This window comes from Bradyrhizobium stylosanthis, assembly GCF_001641335.1.
Lineage (GTDB): Bacteria > Pseudomonadota > Alphaproteobacteria > Rhizobiales > Xanthobacteraceae > Bradyrhizobium > Bradyrhizobium stylosanthis.
On record NZ_LVEM01000002.1, the window covers coordinates 619880 to 638035 of the forward strand.

The following is an 18156-nucleotide window of genomic DNA, read 5'->3' on the forward strand; positions in this document are numbered from 1 at the left end:
CAGAAAGAACTCAGCATGAGGGCTGAGTTCTGGAAAAGGTCACTAGGCTGGCCGAACGATAACGCTTCATATGTATTCTTGGGGCGAGCGGTACACGCGATGGGCCGATCGATGTTTGGGACGGAATGGACGGGCGATGAGCCCTGCCGCGACCTGATGACGGAGTTCTCGATCTTTCCAGAGAAGTCCGGCTGGCGGGCGCGCCTCGCGCACGATCTGCTTGTGAAGCACCATCCGGAATACAATCGACAACCACGGAAGCCGTACCAGCACTCATTCGAATTTACGGGTAACGAATGGATGGCTGCTGTAATGATCGTGAAGAAGCACAATGAGCAGCAGATGCCAGGCCTCACGCGCTTCAACGAGGTTCGGTCCCGAATAATCCACCTGGCAGAAGCTGGCCTGCTCATTACTGCCATTCGCGAGAAAGCCGGCGGCGATCCGACGCCCATTCCGCGGAGGTGGTGGAACTCAGAACGCATTCGCGACCGGTTCGACCTGTGCCAGTTGAGACCCGATGACCCGTATAACCTGGGGATCGGCAGCGACCCATTCCAATGGATTTTCGTCACTCGCGAGAGCCTGATGAGCTGCGCTCCTGGTGGCCTCGCCGAGGGCGAGCAAGCTGCCAAACCCGCCGCTACCGTGTTGGCCGCTGCTCTGCCAGGGGAGGAGCCAGCAAAGGCACCCCGCCGTCTCGCCGAGGCAAAGATCGAGCCCGCGTTCAGGCACTGGCGGGAGCAGCAGCCCGACGGCTACATCCCGACGGAGCACGAAGATATCGCTCACATGAAGCAGTTGGGGGTCGGCCGAGACAAGGTGCGCCAACTCCGCAAGAGATTCCCCACCCGCGGACGTGGTGAGAAAAAGTCCGGCTAACGCGCAGCCATATACGCGGGCTAATCCGCGGACCAAATCCGCAGCGATTACAGCCGCGTATCTTTACCGCGGATTTCTCGGCGCTCCATTTACCTCGCACCCACGGAGATTGATCCGTGATTATGCGAGACGATAATGGATACCGACGACGCAAACATGAATGAGCGGCACCTTCGTAGGAAGGAGGCCGCGAAGTACGTGACAGACACGTACAACGTCCCCTGCTCCCCCAAAACGCTGGCGAAACTCGCCTGCATCAGCTCGGAAGGCCCGCCCTTTCGGCTCGCGGGGCGCTTCCCGCTTTACCCCATCTCCGGCCTCGACGCCTGGGCACAGAGGAAGATCGGACCCTTGGTCAGATCAACCTCCGAGGTTCGCCGCGTCGCCTGACTCCATCCCTCAAAAGAAAACCCGGCTGCACGATCCACATCTTGGCGGATCAGATCATGCGTACCGGGCTTCCAAGGATTTATAGCGTGAAGATCCATACCAAACGACCCCGAACATCTCAATCGGTTTCTGACCTGCCGCTCTTCTCATGGCGCGTCACCGTCCTTCAGCCGAGCAGCCATGCCGGCCTGTTCGTCGCCCGCCGCTACCGCGTTCATCCCGCCCTCGCCGACCTGGTCGCAGATCTGGCGGGCCTCGGAAGTGAGGTGCGCCAATGAGCTACCCCGATAGCCCCGGCTTCAAAGCCGCCGGTCCCAGCAGTGAAGCTGCTCGGGAGATGACGCAGCGGGCAGCCACCGTTCGCGAGCGCGTCCTTCAGTTTCTCCGATCGCAGCATCCCGCGAGTTTCACGCCGGACCAAATCGCTGCTCGCCTCGAGATCAGCTTCCTGACTGTCAGGCCGCGGGTCTCCGAGCTCCACCTGCAAGGCGAGATCGAGCCCGACGGTACGCGCGGCAAGAACACCTCCGGCATGTCGGCCCAGTGCTGGCGCGCCGCGAAGGTCTCAGAAGGATCCCGCTAATGGGAAGGATCATGAATAGCTTCAACAACGCCCAGCGCGTCGATTTCAAGGCTGTCAGCTCGGCGGCCCTCAATGCATTGGACTTCGTCATCCCCCAGCTGTTGCCTGGCGGACGCCGCGAGTCCGGCGAGTGGGTCGCGCGGAATCCCACGCGCAACGATGCGAAGCCGGGCAGCTTCAAGGTGAACCTGAGGAACGGTGTCTGGTGCGACTTCGCCACCGGCGACAAGGGCGGCGACGTCATCGATCTCAAGGCGTACCTCGACGGCAAATCGAAGCTGGATGCGGCGCGAGACTTGGCGTCGATGCTGAACGTCCAGTCTACGGATACGACCAACCTGACCGGGAATGTGCGCGATAACCAGTCGAAGGTGACAGCGAACGTCGCGGCGACGCCGGCCGAAGCCAAGGAAGCGCCCATCTTCCCGCCGCGGACGAAGCCGGACGAGGACGGAAAGCCCCGCTTCATGGTGGCTGGCGATGAGGGACCGCGTCCGCGGGACAACGAGAAGCGGCGCCACATTTACATGTGTGGCGGCGTGCCTGTTCGCATCAAGATCATGACTCGCGGCGACCAACGCGCCTTCAACGCCTATCGAGTTGCAGACGCCGACGGCCGCACGGGTTGGCAGTATCGCAAGCCCGAGGGCTACAAGTCAGTACCGTATGTGACTGGTGATCTCGATGCCTCGCCGATGGTCTTCTGGCCGGAGGGCGAGAAGGACGCGGACTCCGTCGGCAAGCGCGGCGGTTGCGCCGTGACGTTCGGCGGCGTCGGCGACGGCTTGCCGGAAGGGTGCCAGCATTTCTTCGCAGGCAAGCACCTCGTCATCCTGGCTGACAACGATGATGAGGGCTCAGACCACGCCCAGGCCAAGGCGGGGCTCGCATTCGGCGTCGCCGAGAGCGTCCGTGTCGTACGGTTCCTTGAACTCGAGAAGAAGCAGGACGTGTCCGACTGGTTCGAAGCGGGGCAATCATTCCAGGATCTCGAGGAGCGAGCGCGGACGACCGAGGAATGGAAGCCCTCAGCGGAAGAGCTGAACCAGGAGGAGGAGCACATCCAGGCCCGGGCCGAGAAGAAGTCGGCCCTCCCCGTCGGCTACAGCTTCTCTGATCGGGGGCTGATGTGGAGCAATCCGGACGATTTGGATAGGCCTGCGGTCTTGGTCGCCGGTCATTTCGATGTCGTGGCTGAAACCCGCGATCCCGATGGGGCAAGCTGGGGCGTGTTGCTCCACTGGAAAGACCACGACGGCCGCGAGCACCAGTTCGCGCTGCCGCGTGCGACGTTGGCTGGCGACGGCTCGGAGGCACGCCGGATCTTGATGGATGGCGGTTTCTTCATCTTCCCGAGCAACACCGCTCGCAATCTGTTCAACTCGTTTCTGCTCCAGGTGAAGTCGCCGAACCGAGCACGGGCAACTCAGCGCGTGGGTTGGCATGGGAACTCATTCGTCATGCCTGACGACTCCTTCGGCGCCGATCAGCGAGACCTATTGCTGTTGCAAAGTGCGACAGCCCACGAGCATCCATTCCGCCAGGCGGGTAGCCTCGATAGCTGGCAACAGAACGTGGCCCGCTACGCCGTCGGTAACAGCCGGCTGGTGTTGGCGCTGTCCGCAGCCTTTGCGGGTCCGCTGGTCGGCCCCTGTGCTGCCGAAGGTGGCGGCGTTCACTTCAAGGGCGCCTCTTCGACCGGCAAGAGCACAGCCCTGCATGTCGCCGGCAGCGTCTGGGGTGGCGGCGATACCAACGGCTACATCCGGTCGTGGCGATCGACGGCAAATGGCCTGGAGGGCGTCTCACTGGCGCACTGCGACACGTTGCTGTGCCTGGACGAGCTGTCCCAGTTGGCGGCGAAGGATGCCGGAGAAGCCGCCTACATGCTCGCCAACGGCTCAGGCAAGTCTCGCAGCACGCGAGACGGCTCGGCCCGTCGGGCAGCGAAGTGGCGCGTTCTCTTCCTGTCATCGGGTGAAATCGGCCTCTCCGACAAGGTGGCGGAGGATGGTCGCGGAAAGCGTTTGGCGGCCGGTCAACAGATCCGGATCGTGGACGTGTCGGCAGATGCCGGCGCCGGGATGGGCATGTTCGAGCAACTGCACGGATTCGCCTCGCCGGACGCGCTCGCCGTTCATCTGCGTACCGCGACCCAGCAGCACCACGGCGTTGCCGCCCGGGAGTACCTCGCTGCCGTCGTCCCCCAGATCGATGAGATCCGGAAGATCGTGAAGGATGTCGTGAAGAGCTTCTGCGAAACCTACGTGCCGGCAGGAGCGGACGGGCAGGTTGGTCGCGTGGCCCAGCGGTTCGGACTGATCGCTGCGGGCGGAGAGATCGCGACCTTGTACGGCATCCTGCCCTGGGCGCGAGGAGACGCCGTGAAGGCAGCTGCCCTGTGCTTCGAGCAGTGGCTCGCTGCTCGAGGTGGGCATGAAGCGGCAGAGACCGCGGCGGGCATGGAGCAGGTGAGAACCTTCCTCCTGAAGGACGGAATGTCACGTTTCATCCCCGCTTGGGAGGAGAATGCCCCGAAGGGGATGCAGGCGCGCGACGTCGCTGGCTTCAGGGAGCAGATGGGTGACGGCTGGGACTTCTACGTCACCACCACCGCTTGGAAGGAAATCTGCGCTGGTCTGGACCCGCGCCGTGTTGCCGCGACGCTGAGGCAGAAGGGGTACATCGACGGCGAAGGCGCCCATATGGCGAAGTCAGTCCGGGTCCCCGACCACGGGAAGATGCGCCTCTACCACATCCGCTCGAGCTTCCTGGAGGATGCAAATGAAGCATGACTTGCAAGCCTTCTCGCGGGACATCACGGCCCTCATCAAAATGAGTGGGGACAGTGGTGGCAGTGGGGACACTTCCGAGAAGTCCCTGCGGCGCAATGACTTTTTTGTCCCCACTCAAGAGACGGCCGTGTCCCCACTCAAAAACGAGTGGGGACAGTGCCTGGCCGCGAGTGGGGACATGAAAACGTCGAGAATTGAAGTGGTTACGCCCAGTGTCCCCAGTGTCCCCACTGCCACCACTAATTTTGAAGAAGGGCGAAGGGCACAAGTCTTCGACGACGACACCGCCGGATGGCATGCAATTCTGCAGGAGCTGAAACGAATGCAAGCACCCGAGTGGGCAGGAGCGGAGCGATGGTTTCAGGTGATTGACGACACCGATGCCTTCCTGTCGAACTGGGATCGAGCGGCTCGCGATCTCGGATGGACAGCTCTGGATCTGTTCGGCGTACACGCCGTCGCGCCGGGGTACCGATACGATGCCATGGGACTCGTGGTGTTGCTTGGAGGCGGGACCGTGTTCGCGTTGACCGAGCAGACCGCGACTTTCCGGCGACCTTCCGGATCGACGCTGACGTATCGACGCAAGCCGATGTCCGACACCGTACTTCTCTGCGGAGGGCAGCATGCAATCTGCTGAGGAGACCACTTGGAGAGTTTTGACACCCTACGATCCTCGCGAAGGCATCACCTTGGCCATGGCCGCGAAAAGGGCCGGCAAGTCAGAAACGACGATCCGCAATTGGTGCCCCCAGCATGGCCTTGGCCGCCGTGTCGGGGGGGGCGTTTGGGTCGTCAGCCAAGTTGCTCTGGCAATGTTTTTGGACGGAGATATGGCGGCTCTCGCCGCGTACCGCTCCGGCGATCGATCAGGGTCGAAAGTTGCTCATTACTTTGGTCGCTTCGGGTTGCCCATAGCAAAACCCGCTGCGATTGGAGGCTGACCGGACGCGGCAAGAACCTTGCGGAGGGGGAGCTTCTGGCCTGAGCCGAAACTCTCCTTGCCGAGGCAGGGGTTTGGGCCTAGCGTACTTCAATAAAAACCTGCCCTCTAGCGGTCGTCTTTGCGGGACGCAGTGGGTGGGCGACTGGAGCATTACTATGCGTGGGCGCCAGAAGGAACGCCCGAGGGGAACTAACGCAATCAGGGAAAGTGGCAATTGTCCTCACTTGATCCGTAGTCGCGCTGGGCCTAATTGATCTGGCGCCGGGGCTGGCATTTCAGCACGGACATTCATTGCAACCGGCAAGGGGCCACCACGAGGTGGCCCCTTTCGATTCCGACGCGGCGCCGGTCCCGATGAAAAAGCCCCAGCCTCTTGGGCGAGGCTGGGGCCACGCATGGTCAACGAAGGTGCGGAACGGTTCCGCACCTAATCGACAGCCGCTCGATGCTGGGGTGGTCCAATCCATTGGCCGACGTCGATGATGCCCGGACGACCTTAATTCGAGCGTCCTAATCATTGTTAAGGTACCCCCGTGGTTCTCCGGCTAAGAGCGTCGGTTCCGTTTGCCAGCGTGGGGGCGCCATGAAGGACATGCAAGAGCACCTGGAAAAGCTCCGGGTCCAAATCGCTGAATGCGAGATCGTCAGGGACCTCGCGACCGATCCCAAAAAGCGAGAGCTGTTCGCGCGTCTAGCCGAACATCATAGGGTTCTCGCTGGCGAGCTTGAGAAGGCCATCGACAACCAACGCGGATCGGACGATGGGATCACCTAAACGGGGTTCATCATCGATATCCACGCCGCCTTCGGAAAACCGCGGTGGCATCTGAACAAACGGTACATTTCGTAGTCTTATAGAAAAGATTGGGAATGCCGCCGTGCCTCACGACAACGAACGAGTGGAACTCGCCTATAAGATATTGCGCCTTCGTCACGAACTCCGACAAATGGGCTGGACAACAGAAGAAACCGAAAAACTTCGCGCTGAGATGGAGCGCCTTCTGAAAGAGTTGCGCGAGATTGACGAGTAAGCCGCAGTTGCCCTTGACCTAGATCAAGCACTGCACCTTCCATGGGCGAGACTAGGGCCATGCCCGATCCAAACAAACAAACTGAGGGTCAAGAGGCCAAACCGTCTCGCCTAGACGAGGCGCGACGGAATCTTGAGGAGTACGCCGCCGAACTGCGCGATCTGCTCCGCAAGCTCCAGGGCAAGCTGCATTGAGGCCGGCTCAGTTAACCTTACTCAACGAAGAAAAGACTTTCCGCACGCACCTAAATCGAAACTAGGACACCCCCGGATTCAGGACACCGAGGTCAAATACGGACGGCACCCCCAGCACGAACAGCACGTAAGTAGCAACATCTACAAGATTAGCAGCATTGAAGTAGTGCGAATTGGTCGTTTCTCCTACTTACAATCTCATGCAGCTTGCATGAGGACGAGCGATGGACGATCACGGCACGTTCGAGCAACTGATACAATTTCGGGCGCCTGCGAACCTATCGAAGGCGATCGGGAGGGCGGCCGGCAAGCGTTGCCAATCGAAATCAGACTTCATCAGACAAGCCTTGGTCGACCGCCTACAGTCAGACGGGAGCTACCCCCTCGGCGAGCAGCAGTATTGTTTGGTTCGGGGCGGCGAACTGGTCAGCACCAGCTTCAAGCCCGTCAAAGATCCAGACGGTGGCGAATGGCTGCCGATCGAGAACGAGGACGACCAGCCGTTTGACCCGGCGCTGCACTGGCGCCTGAAGCCGCTCCCGCTTCGCCTGGACGGTGACAGGGTTGTCCGGGTTTACCCAGTGGTGCCCAAGCCTGTGTTCGCTTCGAAGCCGCTTGCCGCCGGAGTGTTCTCCGTCTCCGGAGCAATGGCCTGATGACCTGGACGCCTAAGCCCAAGCAGGCAGAGACGTGGACTACCGAGGTGGTCACTAAGCGCGCGTTTGATCCTTTTGTGTTCGACCGTGCGCCAGCCTTTGACACCGGATCTGTCGCGGGCGTCTGGGACGGCAAGACCATTCAGCCCGAGGCCTGGCCGCGCGAGCGCCAGACCCGCCCGTTTGCTCTCGGCTTCTCGCCCAAGCCCGCCTTTTCGACCGGCTCGACCGCTGGGGTGTGGTCCCGCAAGGCGGCAGCATCGAGAAACTGGACGGCCGAATGACGCTATCCATCACGCACGCGAAGGTCACTACCGGCACCGCTGATCCGACCGCAGAGGTCGATCTGGCGGCCTGGAATGCCGCGCACACGATCGTCGGGGATCTGACGGGGCAGGCCCTTGGCACTCCTTCGTCTGGCACGCTAACGAATGCGACGGGGCTTCCGCTCTCGACGGGTATTTCAGGCACGGGCACAGGCGTTCTGACTGCGCTGGCAACGAATGTCGGCTCTGCCGGGTCCATCGTGGTCAATGGTGGGGCGCTCGGCACTCCCTCAAGCGGTACGCTGACCAACGCCACGGGTCTCCCGATCTCCACGGGTGTTGCCGGTCTCGGCACTGGCGTTGCCACCTTCCTCGCCACTCCCTCTAGCGCCAACCTTCGCGCGGCGCTAACGGACGAAACCGGCACGGGCGTCGCCTATTTCGTTGGAGGCGCGCTCGGTACGCCGGCCTCTGCGACGCTGACCAACGCGACGGGAATGCCGATCGCCGGGGTTACGGGGCTTGGCCTTGGTCAATGCAGGCTGACGCTCTCGGGCGGAAACTTGGTCCTGCTGCCGTTCAGTGGCAATCTCCTGACCGTTAACGGTGCGCCTTGCTCGGTCCCTGATGCTGGGGTGTCGCTAGCTGCATCCGGCCTTTCGGCGGGCACCACTTACAACATCTACGCAACCGCGTCGGCTGGAGTTGTTAACGCTCTCGAGGCCTCGACAACCGCGCATGCAACGTCCACGACGAGCGGCAACAAAGGGACCGAGATCAAGAGCGGCGATGACGCGCGCTCCCTTGTCGGAATGGCACGCCCTGTTTCCGGTCCTGCCTGGACCGACAGCGCGACGCAGGCGTTTGTGCTCTCCTATTTCAATCGCGGGTCAAAGGGTCTCGCCAATCACATCACCGCAACTCGCAGCACGGCGAGCACGACCTTTGTCGAGCTCAACAGTGAGATCCGCTGCGAATTTCTAACATGGGCTGATGAAGTGGTGCAGGCTCTGCTGGCTGGCTCTGGCTATCCTGGCGCCGCCAGCGTGGCGGTCTACGCTGCGATCGGCTTTGACGGCGCCACCCCGGAAGACGGCATGGCCGCAATTTCGGATGGTACGGCCGGTTCGCTCAGGCCTGTGGCTGCCTACGCAAGCCGCCGTCTCAGCGAGGGCTATCACTACGCCACTGCTCTTGGTGCAGGAAACGGCAGCACGGGCACGTTCAATTTGTACTGGGCGTCCGCCAACGATGGCTTCCGCTCCGCGCTCAAAGTAACAATTAGAGGATAATTCAGATGGGAGGAAAGTCTTCCAGCACCACTTCGCACTCCCAGGCGCGGCATACTAATGACTGAAACCTGCATCGCGGAAAGCAGCGAAACCCTGCGCATCCAGCAGCGGCAGCTCTTGGAAGGCCGCCGCGCCGTACAAATGTTCCCAACGGGAACGCCCGAGCTTCCTCTGCCAATTGGGCTCGATCGGCATGTCAGCGCGCGGGGCGTGTTCCACTATCGGCCGGAGCAAATTTCAAGCTCTCAGATTGAGAGTTTGAGCCGCATTGGCCGCGAGAATGAGTTCTTGAACCTGGGGCCATTCTCTAAGGCCGACGTCGTCGATCGGGTGAATGCAGGCGAGCAGCTTCTGTGCCTGGCCGAGCGTGCAGCCAATGGAACGGAAATTCGCAGCGCCGCGGCAACCGCCAGCACGATCCCCGTTCAGCGGCAATACTTCGAGACAACCAAGGAGCCGGACAGTTCGATCGAAATCCGCGGGCTCGTGGATGTCTTGGCTCAACGATTGGACAGCTTGCGAGGTTAATGTGGCACGTAAGGCCAAGAAGAGCGCCGCTCCTGCCGAGCAGGTCCCGGCGACGTCGACACCAGAGACCAAGGCGAGCGTTGCCTATTGCCCGCCTCCGGATGAGCTCGACACCAGCGTGCCCGAGCTGAAGCACCTAGGCGGGTCGAAGTCTGATGAGTGGAACCTGATGCTCTGCAATCAGGTAATCAGCACCGCCTGGTACGGTCGCAACCCGCAGCCGGGCAAAGACCTGGACGACAAGAGGACGGCCATTCTCGCCTTCATGGCTGGAGCGAACCCGAAGGACCCCATCGAGGGCATGATGGCTGCCCAGCTCTTCGCCTCTCACGCAGCCGCCATGGAGTGTTATCGCCGGGCGATGCTTCCTGACCAGAGCGTCGAGGGCAAGCAGATGAACCTAACGCTGGCAGCCAAGCTGACGAAGGCGAATGCTGAGCAGGCTGCAGCTCTTTCAAAGTACCGCGGCAAGGGTCAGCAGAAGGTCGTCGTTGAGCATGTGCACGTCTACCCGGGCGGCCAAGCCATCGTCGGGCAGGTGACCCCAGGGGGGTCTGGGAAAATTTTGGAGGCTCAACCCCATGCTATTGGATATGCAGAATGCTCCCCGGTGCGGCGCGAGGACGAAGAGCAGAAACGGGAAGCCCTGCCAGTCGCCGGCAATGCCTAACGGTCGCTGCCGGATGCACGGAGGTCTTTCGCCAGGAGCCCCGAAGGGCAACCAAAATGCCTTCAAGCACGGGCGCTATTCGGCAAGGTACATAGCCGAGAGACGCCAAACTGCCGCGCTCATTAGAGACATGCGGAGAACCGCCGAAGCGTTGGCGGCAGAGGGCGGCTCGTAGGTTTAGCGCTTAATTCGGCATGCTGGTACGGCGGGCTCGATTGCCTGCTTTATGTAATCCATCGCATTGCTCATTCCGATCTGCTTATACGTGAGCGAGCCAAGAGATGCCGCGAGACAATTGCAATAGCTACCGATCTGGGTTTCGGTCGCGCCGAGATTAGCTGCCATATTTTGTTGTGAGCGGACGCATCCTGACATAAAGGACTTGACGATGTCGGCGCGAGCTTCGCCGCCAATAACTTCCTGGCGAGAGAAGTAAAGCTCTCCATACGTTTTCAGAGATGCCACGACCACGATAGCAATGGCGACGAAGATCAAGGCGCGTTTGACGGCGCTTGCGCTGGACGGGCGCAGCTTAGAGCCTTTCACTCCATTCCGGACTGTTGCAACTACCATAAACAACAGGGGACCAAACGATAGCTGTCCGAATAGATAAGCCAGGCTATCGGCGGTTGGAGTGTGGACATAACTAGCCAAACTGTAGCCATCTTTCGAGAGCGCGCCGATCACGAGCGTGGCGACTGAGAGCACAAGTCCCGCGCTCGCAGCTCCCCATAGGCTCCATTTCTCGTCCTGCTGGTCTCTTGGTCCTTCAGCTTCAACAGGTAGAGCAGGCGGAGCGAGAGCGGTCTCGTCCTTGTCGGTTATGGGTTGATTGGGCGCGCCATATCTCGCTGACTGCCCGCGCGCTGGCGGGAGCCAAAACTCTTGGATCTCTCGAAGAGGAAGCCAGTCTTCAAATCCAGGCCGCCAAACGAGGTCATCTCCTGTGAGAGCGCCTCCCCGCAAATAGGCCAGCACCTGCGTTCGGCTCATTGGGCCGCGCTCTTCATTCCCGACTAGGGCGTGCCAAATTGCTTCGCTCACCGTCGCCCTCAGTCGCGGGTAAAGCCGGCGCAGAGCCAGCCGATTAGCCAGAAGCCGGAGAAAGAGAGCGTCGCGCTAATCAGCGTGATCACCATTCCGATGAAAAGCGGCTGCACTGCATTTTCGAGCGTGGCAGGCGGCCCCGCCCTTGCCGCGCTCAAGACTGTCTCGAGGGAGTCTCCGTAGAAGTAATAGCCCCCACAGCCAGACTCCTCGTAGTCGATCTTGGTTTGATCGTAGGCTTTCATCTTAAAGGGACGCTTGTCCCGGACCAAGCCTGCGATGCAACTTGCTTGTTCGAAGCGCCTCTGTGCTCCGTTCTGCTGCTCGATCGCGATCGTCAACGTGATCCCGATCCCGGCAAGGAACACGAGAGCTGCGACCACGATGCCGACCCTTCTGAAACCCCTGATGAACCTAGCGCCAGCGGCGAGCGGAGCATTGGGGGGTGTGTGATACGAGCGGAGTTCGGTCATAATCTCACTTCGCGGAAAGGTCATAGCCAACCGCAACTCAGAGATGAGTGCAAGAGGGCACGAAGGGTTTGGCCGGGATGAAAGATTGGAGGGGTAAAATCGCTTTGGCAAGAAAATTCAAGGCCTTGGCGCTTGGTGCGCCGCGGAGGTAGTCGCTGGAGGGCCCAGGCTATAAGCTGAGCCGGCAAGAGGGAGAAGCTGCGTGGCAGGTAGCGACGATGACAAAGAGGAGGAGCAGTCTCCCAAGTTGAGGCTTGTCAGCGGCGACCCGAATGCCCGTGCCGATCGACAGACTGAACTGGCCAAAAGCGAAGTCGAGAACGCACTGTCTCAATTCGCCGCCGCGTTGCTTCGTACAATGGCGGGAAACGATACAGAAGCAGCCTATCTCATACGTCGACTGGGTCTCGTCGTGCAGGCGATTAACAAGTTCGAGAAACAGGCCGATCGGAGAATGTCGGCTGCAGAGCTGCAGAAAGCGCTGCGCCTTTCACACGCAGAGATGGAGCATTCGGCGGACGACGATTGGCGATATCGTCGCTGGATTCGCGAACACGGCATGGATGTAATTATGAAAGGAGGGCTCCGTCTGGCGGCGCACAAGGTTCTCGGCGAAGAGCCGGCCTTTGGCGGGATGCATTCCGAGGGAGTGATCGAGCAGGGAATTAAGATGCTTGAGGAGCTAAAGCGCCCTCTGCCACCTCCCAAGCCGCGACCGAGGCAAGCAAAGAGCCTAGCCAGCAGCTGGGATGACCTTGATCTCGGCCCAACAGCGGAGAAACCCAAGCGCAGGTTCGGCGAACGACTGGGGCCAGCGCCCCAGCCCTCTGCTCAAAGGCCGGCCCGGCGACGTGCTAGTTTCGACGAGGGCGATCTGAAAGAGCTTCGCAAGGCGATCAAGGCGAAGGACGATAAGCGCATAGCCGAGCTGACGGCGAAGATTGGTCGTCCATCGTCCGAGGATCCAAAATAGCCACCATCAGCGACGATCGTTCGCGTCATCAGAGCATGCTGCCGGTCGGCCGCCAGCCTTGGCGCAAGCGCGGTACTGCCAAGGCTCGACAAAGCTTCCAGCCCAAATCCCGCGGCTGGCCTTCTCCGCACTGCGCTGGGCGTCCTCATATTTGCCCTTGGAGTATTTCGGCCAATCGAGCGCGTGACCGTTCGCGACAAGCCAGTGTCCAATGTCGGGACCTGGCGTTCCCAGTGAGCACGTCGCTACCGTGCGTCCGTACTGGTCTCGATCGACCGGAGAACAGGTGACGGGCCGCTTGATGGCCCAGAACAGACCGGCCAGCGCTGTCGCGGCGGCGCGTCCGCACTGGTAGAGATTGCTGTCGTCATTCCGGCAGAGCTGGGTGCTCTCCGGTGCGTCGATCCCCCAGAGCCTTATGCGCTGACCGTGGATCTCGATCGTATCGCCGTCGATCACGCTGGCCTGCCCAACTATATCGCCCGCACGGGCTGTGAGAGCGGGCAGAACGGAAATTGCCAGGGCGAGCCCGAAAATTCGATTTATTTCGATTTTCAAGATGAATTTCTACCCTTCAAGAATAGGGGAATCGTGAATTTTGGGACAGAATAATTCCCTCTTTTATGGGGTGTGTAAGTTCGTCGGATTTACCAGCCCCAGCAAATGCCCTTTTGTCGCTCGGAAGTAGGAAGCCTGGGGCCCCAAAAGGGGTGGGGTACTTCTGAAATAAAAATCAGCGCTTCCGCTTCTTCAACCTCACACCGGCGCCGCCGCCATTCTCTGGGATGAACTCGACGCCTGCTCGTTCAAGCGCTTTGGCGATTGCATCGATAGTTTCTTCTGCAACCTTGATTGGGCCTCCCGCCTCCGCACGTTTCAACGTCGGTACAGATACGCCAGCAGCTTCAGCGACCTCGGGCTGTGAAAGGCCGGTCAGCGCACGCGCTGCTCTCAATTGCGAAAAATCTACCAAAGGCTCTTGATCCTTTTAGATCATTGTGTATGATCCTTTTGTATCAAGACTGACTCCTGAAGGCAACCCAGATGAGCAAGAGCACCTTCCCGGTGAGCGGCGGAGCTATGCCCGCACCGTTCCTCGCCAATCAACAGAGCGAGCAGTTGGTCAACAGCCCTGCGGCGGGACACCGCGAGGCTCCTGTCAATGCCAAGCTGCGGTCAGCGGCCAACGCGCTCCGCTCCAAGCTCATGACCGAGGCCCACGCCCGCGCCAAGGCGGACTATGCCGACGAACTCGCCTGCCGCGGCCGCGCCCATCACGTCAACCGACCCTATGGCTATTACCTCGCGCTCCAGATGCGCAGCGGCTTCGCTGAGGCCCGCGTTGCGCGTACTGGCATGGCGCCGGCTTTCGAACTCCCCCCGCAGCGTTGGGCATAAAGGAACTGAGGATGCTTTCCCCGACCGTCAACACCACCTGCATTCGCGTCCCAGCCCGCTTGCTTCTCAAGGGCGATGTCACTGGCTCCAACGAAACCGTTCTCGGCGTGAGTGCCGGCGTTGCCACTTCTCGCGGCAAGGTGGAGGTGTATCTCGACAAGGCGGGTCGCCAACGCAAGGCCATTTGGAACGCAGGCACGGTCATCGTTGTGCGCCGTGACACGCCCAAGGCCGCCAACGAGGACGTCAGCGCCGAAATCCCACTCTCCGATCGCCTGCCAACCTTCCACGAACTCGCCGGCTTCGATGCCGGTAACGCTTGGGACCTGCTCTCACTGGAACAGCAGCGAACAATCGGCGTGCTCGCGCTCAGGTTCGGCACGGTCGGCCAGTGCGAAGGCTACTTCCACGACACCATTGAAGGCGTGCGCAAGGGCTTTAGCTCGGCGCATTGGACGCCGCAGGTTCAGGCGACGGCGGTTTGGCCCCGTCTGCACATCGAACTGATCGAGAGCGCTGCGCAGGTAGCGTTTCAGGAGTTCTGCGAGCACTTCGATCCCCTCTGGCCCCAGCTGTTTGGCTGGCAAGCTCGGAAGGAGGTGGAGCAACCTTAGGCTTGCCGTCTGTCACAGACCGAGCACGGGCGGTGCGCGGTCAATCCATCAATCCCCAATATCGAGAAACGACATGAGCAACGCGGTAGCTAATGGCGCCACGGGCGCCGGCCTATTGTCATCATCTTCCCACAAGCAGGAAAGCGGGGCAGGCGCATGCCAGCCCGGACCGGCCGGGGCAGAACTATCCGCCGGCTCAAACATTCCTGTGCCCGGGGTACAAATCAGCAGGAGGTCACTCATGAACGTCGTTGTTAACGCTGCGGCTCTCGTTGCCGCTCCCTCGATCGCAGTTGCCGACCTATCGGAAGATACTCGGCTTCTCGATATCGAGGCTCGCATATGGGGGCTGTACGAACTGGCGCACCAACACGACGATGAGATGACGAGGCTCCATTGTCATTGTGTGGACCAACTGAAGGCCCTCAGCGAGAGTCGGCCCGACATGGACAGCAAGCAGCGGTGGGACTTCATCACCCAGACGGCGGAAAGCAAAGAGCACGAGCGTCTGGTCAAGCTTACCGACCCCTATCATGACCAGATCGAAGCACTAGTGAAGGAGATGTGGCCGATCAAGGCGCGCACGGCGGACGGAAGGCGAGCAAAATTCGAGGTGCTCGTTGCATGTTGCATGAGCCTAGATTGGCAAGATACCGACAAGGATGCTGACTGGGATACAATGATGGCACGCCATCTGCTCCTCGAATTTATGGGCGGCAAAGAAGCGGACGAGTTGCGGAAGCGCTTCATCGCCTGATCGGTCTGTCCGACGTGGGCCGCCAGCGTAAGCCGGCGGCCGGATGACCCAAAGCAAAGCTCTTGATCGGCACGAAGGAATCCGACCATGAACATAATGACCGCGATTTCGACCAGTGACGCCTCGCCACTTCCTCCGCCGTCTCAGGCAGACAAGAACCTCGCGCAAGCGTTCCGCGATCTTGAACCCGACCTCTGCGACCTTGCGCAGATGGCTCTACTAGCCGAGCGCCAGCTACACAGAGCAATCGGCGACTTGAAATATGAGAATGAGGTCTGCGTCGAAGTACCGGACACAGAGGATGCAGAACTTGCGATGCTCGCAGTCTCTCTTTTGGCCGAAAAAGTGCGAGAGCTGAAGCGCGAGTGGTACCGGTTGCACGGCGGAGCGGCGGAGGCTTCACGGAAAGTGCGTTGATAGCGCGTGCCGGTTACGTCGGCGGGCTCTATCGCTCGCCGTCTACTCGTCGGCTACCTTTGACCAGACGCCATTACTGTCTTTCATGTCGCGGTGAGAGTTGCCGTTGTCCCAGTTGATGCAAGTGCGAACATCATTGAAATCGTTTAACGTGCACGCTTCGCGCGCGATGACCTTGCCGGTCATATCCTCAACGGTCTTCACAAAGGCAATCTTGCCCTGACTATCAACATAGCTCACGCCTACGTTGCAGACCTTTAGCTCGGGTTGGCATGAGCGACTGAAAAGCGGCTTGCCGTTATTTTGGCTGGCCGAACGCTCCATCGCTCGATTTACGAGTTCGGCCCAGGTGGGTGCAGCGTTTGGCTTGTAAGTTTGGGAAGCGGTGATGCCCGTATTTGACGGCAACAGCGGCAAGGGCTCCTTTGCTGGAGTTTGTTGCAGGTTTGCGACTGGCGGACCCGATTGCGAAGGGCGACCCATCATCGTGACGCCCATCGACTGAAGTTCCTGCGGGCTGAGCCAGACCATATCTTGGGGAGATGTGACGACCATCCGACCAATGATCGCGGACGGGACGCCCAGCTCTTTCGCTATTTTGGCCATAGAGACTGTTGCTGCACCAGATGCGACTGTCTCCTCGCCGTTTTCGCCAGAAGCTCCGTGCACTCCGATCTGGGCGCCATAACTGGCGTTCCTAGTCGAACCGGCGGCGAACATCAGAAAGCACGCCGAGGCGCAGACTGCTGTCTTGCCCACATTCGTGGATGTTTTGCCGTACCTAATTGCGTCGGCGATCTTCACGCCCTCAAGCAAATTGCCGCCGGGAGAATCCAGTCTCACGTTCGCAACGAACTTCCCAGAATCGTTCGCTTGGCGAAGTGATTGAGAGAACTTGTCGGCATCGCCGGGAACAATTTCTCCGGTGATCCAGATGGTCGCTTGGCCGGACTTGCCCACCCCTACCTTGATCTCGGCAGACTCGCCACGGCTCGAGAATGCTGCGATCAAGAGCAACATCGCGACTGAACCTGCCCCGCGCCGAATAACCATTTGGACCCCCGTTGCAGGATATTGTTCCGCAACCTGGAGACGTGCGCAAGAGGAAGCCGTAGGACGACTAGCGGCTTTCGTCTTAGTCCAGGTAATTGGCTACTTGCTGCAGTGGGGCGTTCCACGGTCGGCCGGATGCGAACCAGGCAGCGGGGCACATGCTGTGCGGGATCGCGCGCTAGTCGTACTCAGGAGGTCTAGTGGCAACGATCTGCCCCGCGGCACCGTAAAGGTGCTGGGGGAGCAAGCATGAGTTTATTTGGGCAGGGGTGATTTTCTTTTTCGACTGGCACACGCCTATGAGATCGTTGGAATGGCCCATCAGTGGCGGTGCGACGGCTACGATGTGCTTTTGAGGAAACTCAGTCCGAACCATCCTGACCGCGGGCATTAGATCGGAATCGCGAGTTACAAGATAAGCCTTTTCGTACTGACCTTTGTAGGCGTCATTCAGCAAGTGAATGCCGATGCTTACGTCGGTTTCTTTCTCTTCATGGGTTTTCCATTTTGAGCCGCACGCTTTACAGCCGCGGTCCTTCACCTTGAAGTGGCCCATGATACAATCCACCCCGGTAGCTCCGAGCGCACTTACGTATTGCTCATGCCGGGACATCGGACCTGGCAGCCAATCCGCATATGCTGAAAAATAGTAGATGCCGGTGATCGTCTCAGTGGTGGGCAGAATTAGCCGTTTGGCGAGAGCGGCCAAGTCCAACCACTTCACCTTGTCATCCTGGAATTTGACTAGGGCGTGATAAAGGTTGAAGCCGTCTATGTAGAAGCACACGGGGGTCATTTATGGGCCCCCAAAAAGCAAAACCCCGCCAGCCGGAGCTAACGGGGGCCGCTGGGCGAACCATGCGGGATTAACGGAAAGAGTTATATGGGAAGTGCGAATCACAAGTAAAGACCTCAATCAATACGGAACCGAAATCAACCTGAAATTGCTGAATGTGAGTCTTTTTTGCAACGTTATTCGCGCCCCAGCTGCCAACAGCCCTTCCGTTGAGGGGGAGCGGGATGCTGCAACGCCGCATCGGCGCCGGTAGGGTATTGTTCGCCGTTGCCAACGCGGCGGTTGTTCTCGCCAAGCCATTCTGCTCGCACCAGCGGAAATCGCATGCATAGCGCTCACCAATCCAAGGACCGGCAAATCTGGTGACATTAACCACTTCTAGGGAAAGTCAGGGC

General features: G+C 60.1%; 26 protein-coding genes and 1 pseudogene. 20 read left to right on the plus strand and 7 right to left on the minus strand.

The window, feature by feature from the left end:
* The first annotated feature begins 111 nt into the window (after window positions 1-111).
* From A7X65_RS14915 to A7X65_RS43560, 15 genes are all read left to right on the plus strand, one after another.
* On the plus strand, window positions 112-882 hold the full coding sequence (locus A7X65_RS14915) for a hypothetical protein (protein ID WP_156527812.1): 771 nt from the start codon (window positions 112-114) through the stop codon (window positions 880-882).
* Between the two features lie 135 nt (window positions 883-1017).
* Complete coding sequence (locus A7X65_RS14920) at window positions 1018-1272, plus strand: hypothetical protein (RefSeq protein ID WP_063685981.1); 255 nt, start codon at window positions 1018-1020, stop codon at window positions 1270-1272.
* Between the two features lie 86 nt (window positions 1273-1358).
* Window positions 1359-1550 (plus strand): hypothetical protein, encoded by a 192-nt coding sequence (locus tag A7X65_RS41715; protein ID WP_156527813.1) that lies wholly within the window; start codon window positions 1359-1361, stop codon window positions 1548-1550.
* Entirely contained in the window at window positions 1547-1855 is a 309-nt protein-coding gene (locus A7X65_RS14925) for an HTH domain-containing protein (protein ID WP_063685983.1), read from the plus strand. Before A7X65_RS41715 ends, A7X65_RS14925 begins: the two co-directional genes overlap by 4 nt.
* Before the next feature lie 11 nt (window positions 1856-1866).
* Window positions 1867-4650, plus strand: a complete 2784-nt coding sequence (locus A7X65_RS14930; RefSeq protein WP_245323538.1) for a DUF927 domain-containing protein — start codon at window positions 1867-1869, stop codon at window positions 4648-4650.
* Window positions 4640-5290: a hypothetical protein gene (locus A7X65_RS14935; RefSeq protein ID WP_063685987.1), complete on the plus strand. Its 651-nt coding sequence runs from the start codon at window positions 4640-4642 to the stop codon at window positions 5288-5290. The genes A7X65_RS14930 and A7X65_RS14935 overlap by 11 nt, the downstream gene beginning before the upstream one ends.
* Before the next feature lie 889 nt (window positions 5291-6179).
* Window positions 6180-6371 (plus strand): hypothetical protein, encoded by a 192-nt coding sequence (locus tag A7X65_RS14940; RefSeq protein WP_063685989.1) that lies wholly within the window; start codon window positions 6180-6182, stop codon window positions 6369-6371.
* Window positions 6372-6474: 103 nt separating this feature from the next.
* On the plus strand, window positions 6475-6627 hold the full coding sequence (locus A7X65_RS41720) for a hypothetical protein (protein ID WP_156527814.1): 153 nt from the start codon (window positions 6475-6477) through the stop codon (window positions 6625-6627).
* A 59-nt stretch (window positions 6628-6686) separates the two neighbouring features.
* Window positions 6687-6821: a hypothetical protein gene (locus tag A7X65_RS43555; RefSeq protein WP_283806159.1), complete on the plus strand. Its 135-nt coding sequence runs from the start codon at window positions 6687-6689 to the stop codon at window positions 6819-6821.
* A 224-nt stretch (window positions 6822-7045) separates the two neighbouring features.
* Entirely contained in the window at window positions 7046-7477 is a 432-nt protein-coding gene (locus tag A7X65_RS14945; protein ID WP_063685991.1) for a hypothetical protein, read from the plus strand.
* Window positions 7477-7761: a hypothetical protein gene (locus A7X65_RS14950; RefSeq protein WP_063685993.1), complete on the plus strand. Its 285-nt coding sequence runs from the start codon at window positions 7477-7479 to the stop codon at window positions 7759-7761. Before A7X65_RS14945 ends, A7X65_RS14950 begins: the two co-directional genes overlap by 1 nt.
* Entirely contained in the window at window positions 7758-9035 is a 1278-nt protein-coding gene (locus A7X65_RS14955) for a hypothetical protein (protein ID WP_063685995.1), read from the plus strand. Before A7X65_RS14950 ends, A7X65_RS14955 begins: the two co-directional genes overlap by 4 nt.
* A gap of 57 nt (window positions 9036-9092) precedes the next feature.
* Window positions 9093-9563 carry a hypothetical protein gene (locus A7X65_RS14960; RefSeq protein WP_063685997.1) on the plus strand — a complete coding sequence of 157 codons (471 nt, stop codon included), beginning with the start codon at window positions 9093-9095 and terminating at the stop codon, window positions 9561-9563.
* A 1-nt stretch (window position 9564) separates the two neighbouring features.
* Window positions 9565-10233, plus strand: a complete 669-nt coding sequence (locus tag A7X65_RS14965) for a hypothetical protein (RefSeq protein WP_245323540.1) — start codon at window positions 9565-9567, stop codon at window positions 10231-10233.
* Complete coding sequence (locus tag A7X65_RS43560) at window positions 10157-10408, plus strand: HGGxSTG domain-containing protein (RefSeq protein WP_283806163.1); 252 nt, start codon at window positions 10157-10159, stop codon at window positions 10406-10408. Before A7X65_RS14965 ends, A7X65_RS43560 begins: the two co-directional genes overlap by 77 nt.
* A gap of 2 nt (window positions 10409-10410) precedes the next feature.
* Here the strand turns inward: A7X65_RS43560 and A7X65_RS14970 are convergent, their stop codons facing one another.
* Together A7X65_RS14970 and A7X65_RS14975 are read right to left on the minus strand one after the other, a co-directional pair.
* Window positions 10411-11277, minus strand: a complete 867-nt coding sequence (locus A7X65_RS14970) for a DUF4339 domain-containing protein (protein WP_167358248.1) — start codon at window positions 11275-11277, stop codon at window positions 10411-10413.
* 8 nt (window positions 11278-11285) lie between these two features.
* Window positions 11286-11753 carry a hypothetical protein gene (locus A7X65_RS14975; protein WP_063686001.1) on the minus strand — a complete coding sequence of 156 codons (468 nt, stop codon included), beginning with the start codon at window positions 11751-11753 and terminating at the stop codon, window positions 11286-11288.
* Window positions 11754-11955: 202 nt separating this feature from the next.
* Between A7X65_RS14975 and A7X65_RS14980 the strand changes: the two genes are divergently transcribed.
* A complete protein-coding gene (locus tag A7X65_RS14980; RefSeq protein ID WP_063686003.1) occupies window positions 11956-12726 on the plus strand; it encodes a hypothetical protein in 771 nt (256 codons plus the stop codon).
* 6 nt (window positions 12727-12732) lie between these two features.
* On the opposite strand, the gene A7X65_RS14985 is transcribed toward A7X65_RS14980, so the two are convergent.
* Window positions 12733-13287 carry a thermonuclease family protein gene (locus A7X65_RS14985; RefSeq protein WP_430643193.1) on the minus strand — a complete coding sequence of 185 codons (555 nt, stop codon included), beginning with the start codon at window positions 13285-13287 and terminating at the stop codon, window positions 12733-12735.
* 172 nt (window positions 13288-13459) lie between these two features.
* Window positions 13460-13699 carry a helix-turn-helix domain-containing protein gene (locus A7X65_RS40625; RefSeq protein ID WP_082884953.1) on the minus strand — a complete coding sequence of 80 codons (240 nt, stop codon included), beginning with the start codon at window positions 13697-13699 and terminating at the stop codon, window positions 13460-13462.
* Window positions 13700-13770: 71 nt separating this feature from the next.
* Here A7X65_RS40625 and A7X65_RS14990 point away from each other — a divergent pair, with 71 nt between their 5' ends.
* The 4 genes from A7X65_RS14990 (at window position 13771) to A7X65_RS15005 (ending at window position 15912) form a co-directional block, all read left to right on the plus strand.
* Entirely contained in the window at window positions 13771-14124 is a 354-nt protein-coding gene (locus A7X65_RS14990) for a hypothetical protein (RefSeq protein ID WP_063686005.1), read from the plus strand.
* An 11-nt stretch (window positions 14125-14135) separates the two neighbouring features.
* Entirely contained in the window at window positions 14136-14738 is a 603-nt protein-coding gene (locus A7X65_RS14995; protein WP_063686007.1) for a hypothetical protein, read from the plus strand.
* A 241-nt stretch (window positions 14739-14979) separates the two neighbouring features.
* On the plus strand, window positions 14980-15495 hold the full coding sequence (locus A7X65_RS15000) for a hypothetical protein (protein WP_063686009.1): 516 nt from the start codon (window positions 14980-14982) through the stop codon (window positions 15493-15495).
* Window positions 15496-15582: 87 nt separating this feature from the next.
* Window positions 15583-15912 carry a hypothetical protein gene (locus A7X65_RS15005; protein ID WP_063686011.1) on the plus strand — a complete coding sequence of 110 codons (330 nt, stop codon included), beginning with the start codon at window positions 15583-15585 and terminating at the stop codon, window positions 15910-15912.
* Between the two features lie 42 nt (window positions 15913-15954).
* Here the strand turns inward: A7X65_RS15005 and A7X65_RS15010 are convergent, their stop codons facing one another.
* From A7X65_RS15010 to A7X65_RS43835, 3 genes and pseudogenes are all read right to left on the minus strand, one after another.
* Window positions 15955-16932, minus strand: a complete 978-nt coding sequence (locus A7X65_RS15010) for a COG3904 family protein (RefSeq protein WP_167358249.1) — start codon at window positions 16930-16932, stop codon at window positions 15955-15957.
* Window positions 16933-17143: 211 nt separating this feature from the next.
* Window positions 17144-17761, minus strand: a complete 618-nt coding sequence (locus tag A7X65_RS15015; protein WP_063686015.1) for an NYN domain-containing protein — start codon at window positions 17759-17761, stop codon at window positions 17144-17146.
* A gap of 176 nt (window positions 17762-17937) precedes the next feature.
* Window positions 17938-18082, minus strand: a pseudogene (locus A7X65_RS43835) (IS1595 family transposase); the annotation flags it as partial.
* Between the last annotated feature and the right edge of the window lie 74 nt (window positions 18083-18156).

What these genes read in the sequence shown, in the direction of transcription:
- A7X65_RS43555 (WP_283806159.1), top strand. Translation starts at nt 6,687, where the DNA reads ATGCCCGATCCAAACAAACAAACTGAGGGTCAAGAGGCCAAACCGTCT.
- A7X65_RS14990 (WP_063686005.1), top strand. Translation starts at nt 13,771, where the DNA reads ATGAGCAAGAGCACCTTCCCGGTGAGCGGCGGAGCTATGCCCGCACCG.
- A7X65_RS14995 (WP_063686007.1), top strand. Translation starts at nt 14,136, where the DNA reads ATGCTTTCCCCGACCGTCAACACCACCTGCATTCGCGTCCCAGCCCGC.
- A7X65_RS15005 (WP_063686011.1), top strand. Translation starts at nt 15,583, where the DNA reads ATGAACATAATGACCGCGATTTCGACCAGTGACGCCTCGCCACTTCCT.
- A7X65_RS14915 (WP_156527812.1), top strand. Translation starts at nt 112, where the DNA reads ATGTTTGGGACGGAATGGACGGGCGATGAGCCCTGCCGCGACCTGATG.
- A7X65_RS14930 (WP_245323538.1), top strand. Translation starts at nt 1,867, where the DNA reads ATGAATAGCTTCAACAACGCCCAGCGCGTCGATTTCAAGGCTGTCAGC.
- A7X65_RS14920 (WP_063685981.1), top strand. Translation starts at nt 1,018, where the DNA reads ATGGATACCGACGACGCAAACATGAATGAGCGGCACCTTCGTAGGAAG.
- A7X65_RS14935 (WP_063685987.1), top strand. Translation starts at nt 4,640, where the DNA reads ATGAAGCATGACTTGCAAGCCTTCTCGCGGGACATCACGGCCCTCATC.
- A7X65_RS14950 (WP_063685993.1), top strand. Translation starts at nt 7,477, where the DNA reads ATGACCTGGACGCCTAAGCCCAAGCAGGCAGAGACGTGGACTACCGAG.
- A7X65_RS15010 (WP_167358249.1), bottom strand. Translation starts at nt 16,932, where the DNA reads ATGTTGCTCTTGATCGCAGCATTCTCGAGCCGTGGCGAGTCTGCCGAG.
- A7X65_RS14945 (WP_063685991.1), top strand. Translation starts at nt 7,046, where the DNA reads ATGGACGATCACGGCACGTTCGAGCAACTGATACAATTTCGGGCGCCT.
- A7X65_RS14925 (WP_063685983.1), top strand. Translation starts at nt 1,547, where the DNA reads ATGAGCTACCCCGATAGCCCCGGCTTCAAAGCCGCCGGTCCCAGCAGT.
- A7X65_RS15015 (WP_063686015.1), bottom strand. Translation starts at nt 17,761, where the DNA reads ATGACCCCCGTGTGCTTCTACATAGACGGCTTCAACCTTTATCACGCC.
- A7X65_RS14960 (WP_063685997.1), top strand. Translation starts at nt 9,093, where the DNA reads ATGACTGAAACCTGCATCGCGGAAAGCAGCGAAACCCTGCGCATCCAG.
- A7X65_RS14940 (WP_063685989.1), top strand. Translation starts at nt 6,180, where the DNA reads ATGAAGGACATGCAAGAGCACCTGGAAAAGCTCCGGGTCCAAATCGCT.
- A7X65_RS15000 (WP_063686009.1), top strand. Translation starts at nt 14,980, where the DNA reads ATGAACGTCGTTGTTAACGCTGCGGCTCTCGTTGCCGCTCCCTCGATC.
- A7X65_RS14975 (WP_063686001.1), bottom strand. Translation starts at nt 11,753, where the DNA reads ATGACCGAACTCCGCTCGTATCACACACCCCCCAATGCTCCGCTCGCC.
- A7X65_RS43560 (WP_283806163.1), top strand. Translation starts at nt 10,157, where the DNA reads ATGCAGAATGCTCCCCGGTGCGGCGCGAGGACGAAGAGCAGAAACGGG.
- A7X65_RS14955 (WP_063685995.1), top strand. Translation starts at nt 7,758, where the DNA reads ATGACGCTATCCATCACGCACGCGAAGGTCACTACCGGCACCGCTGAT.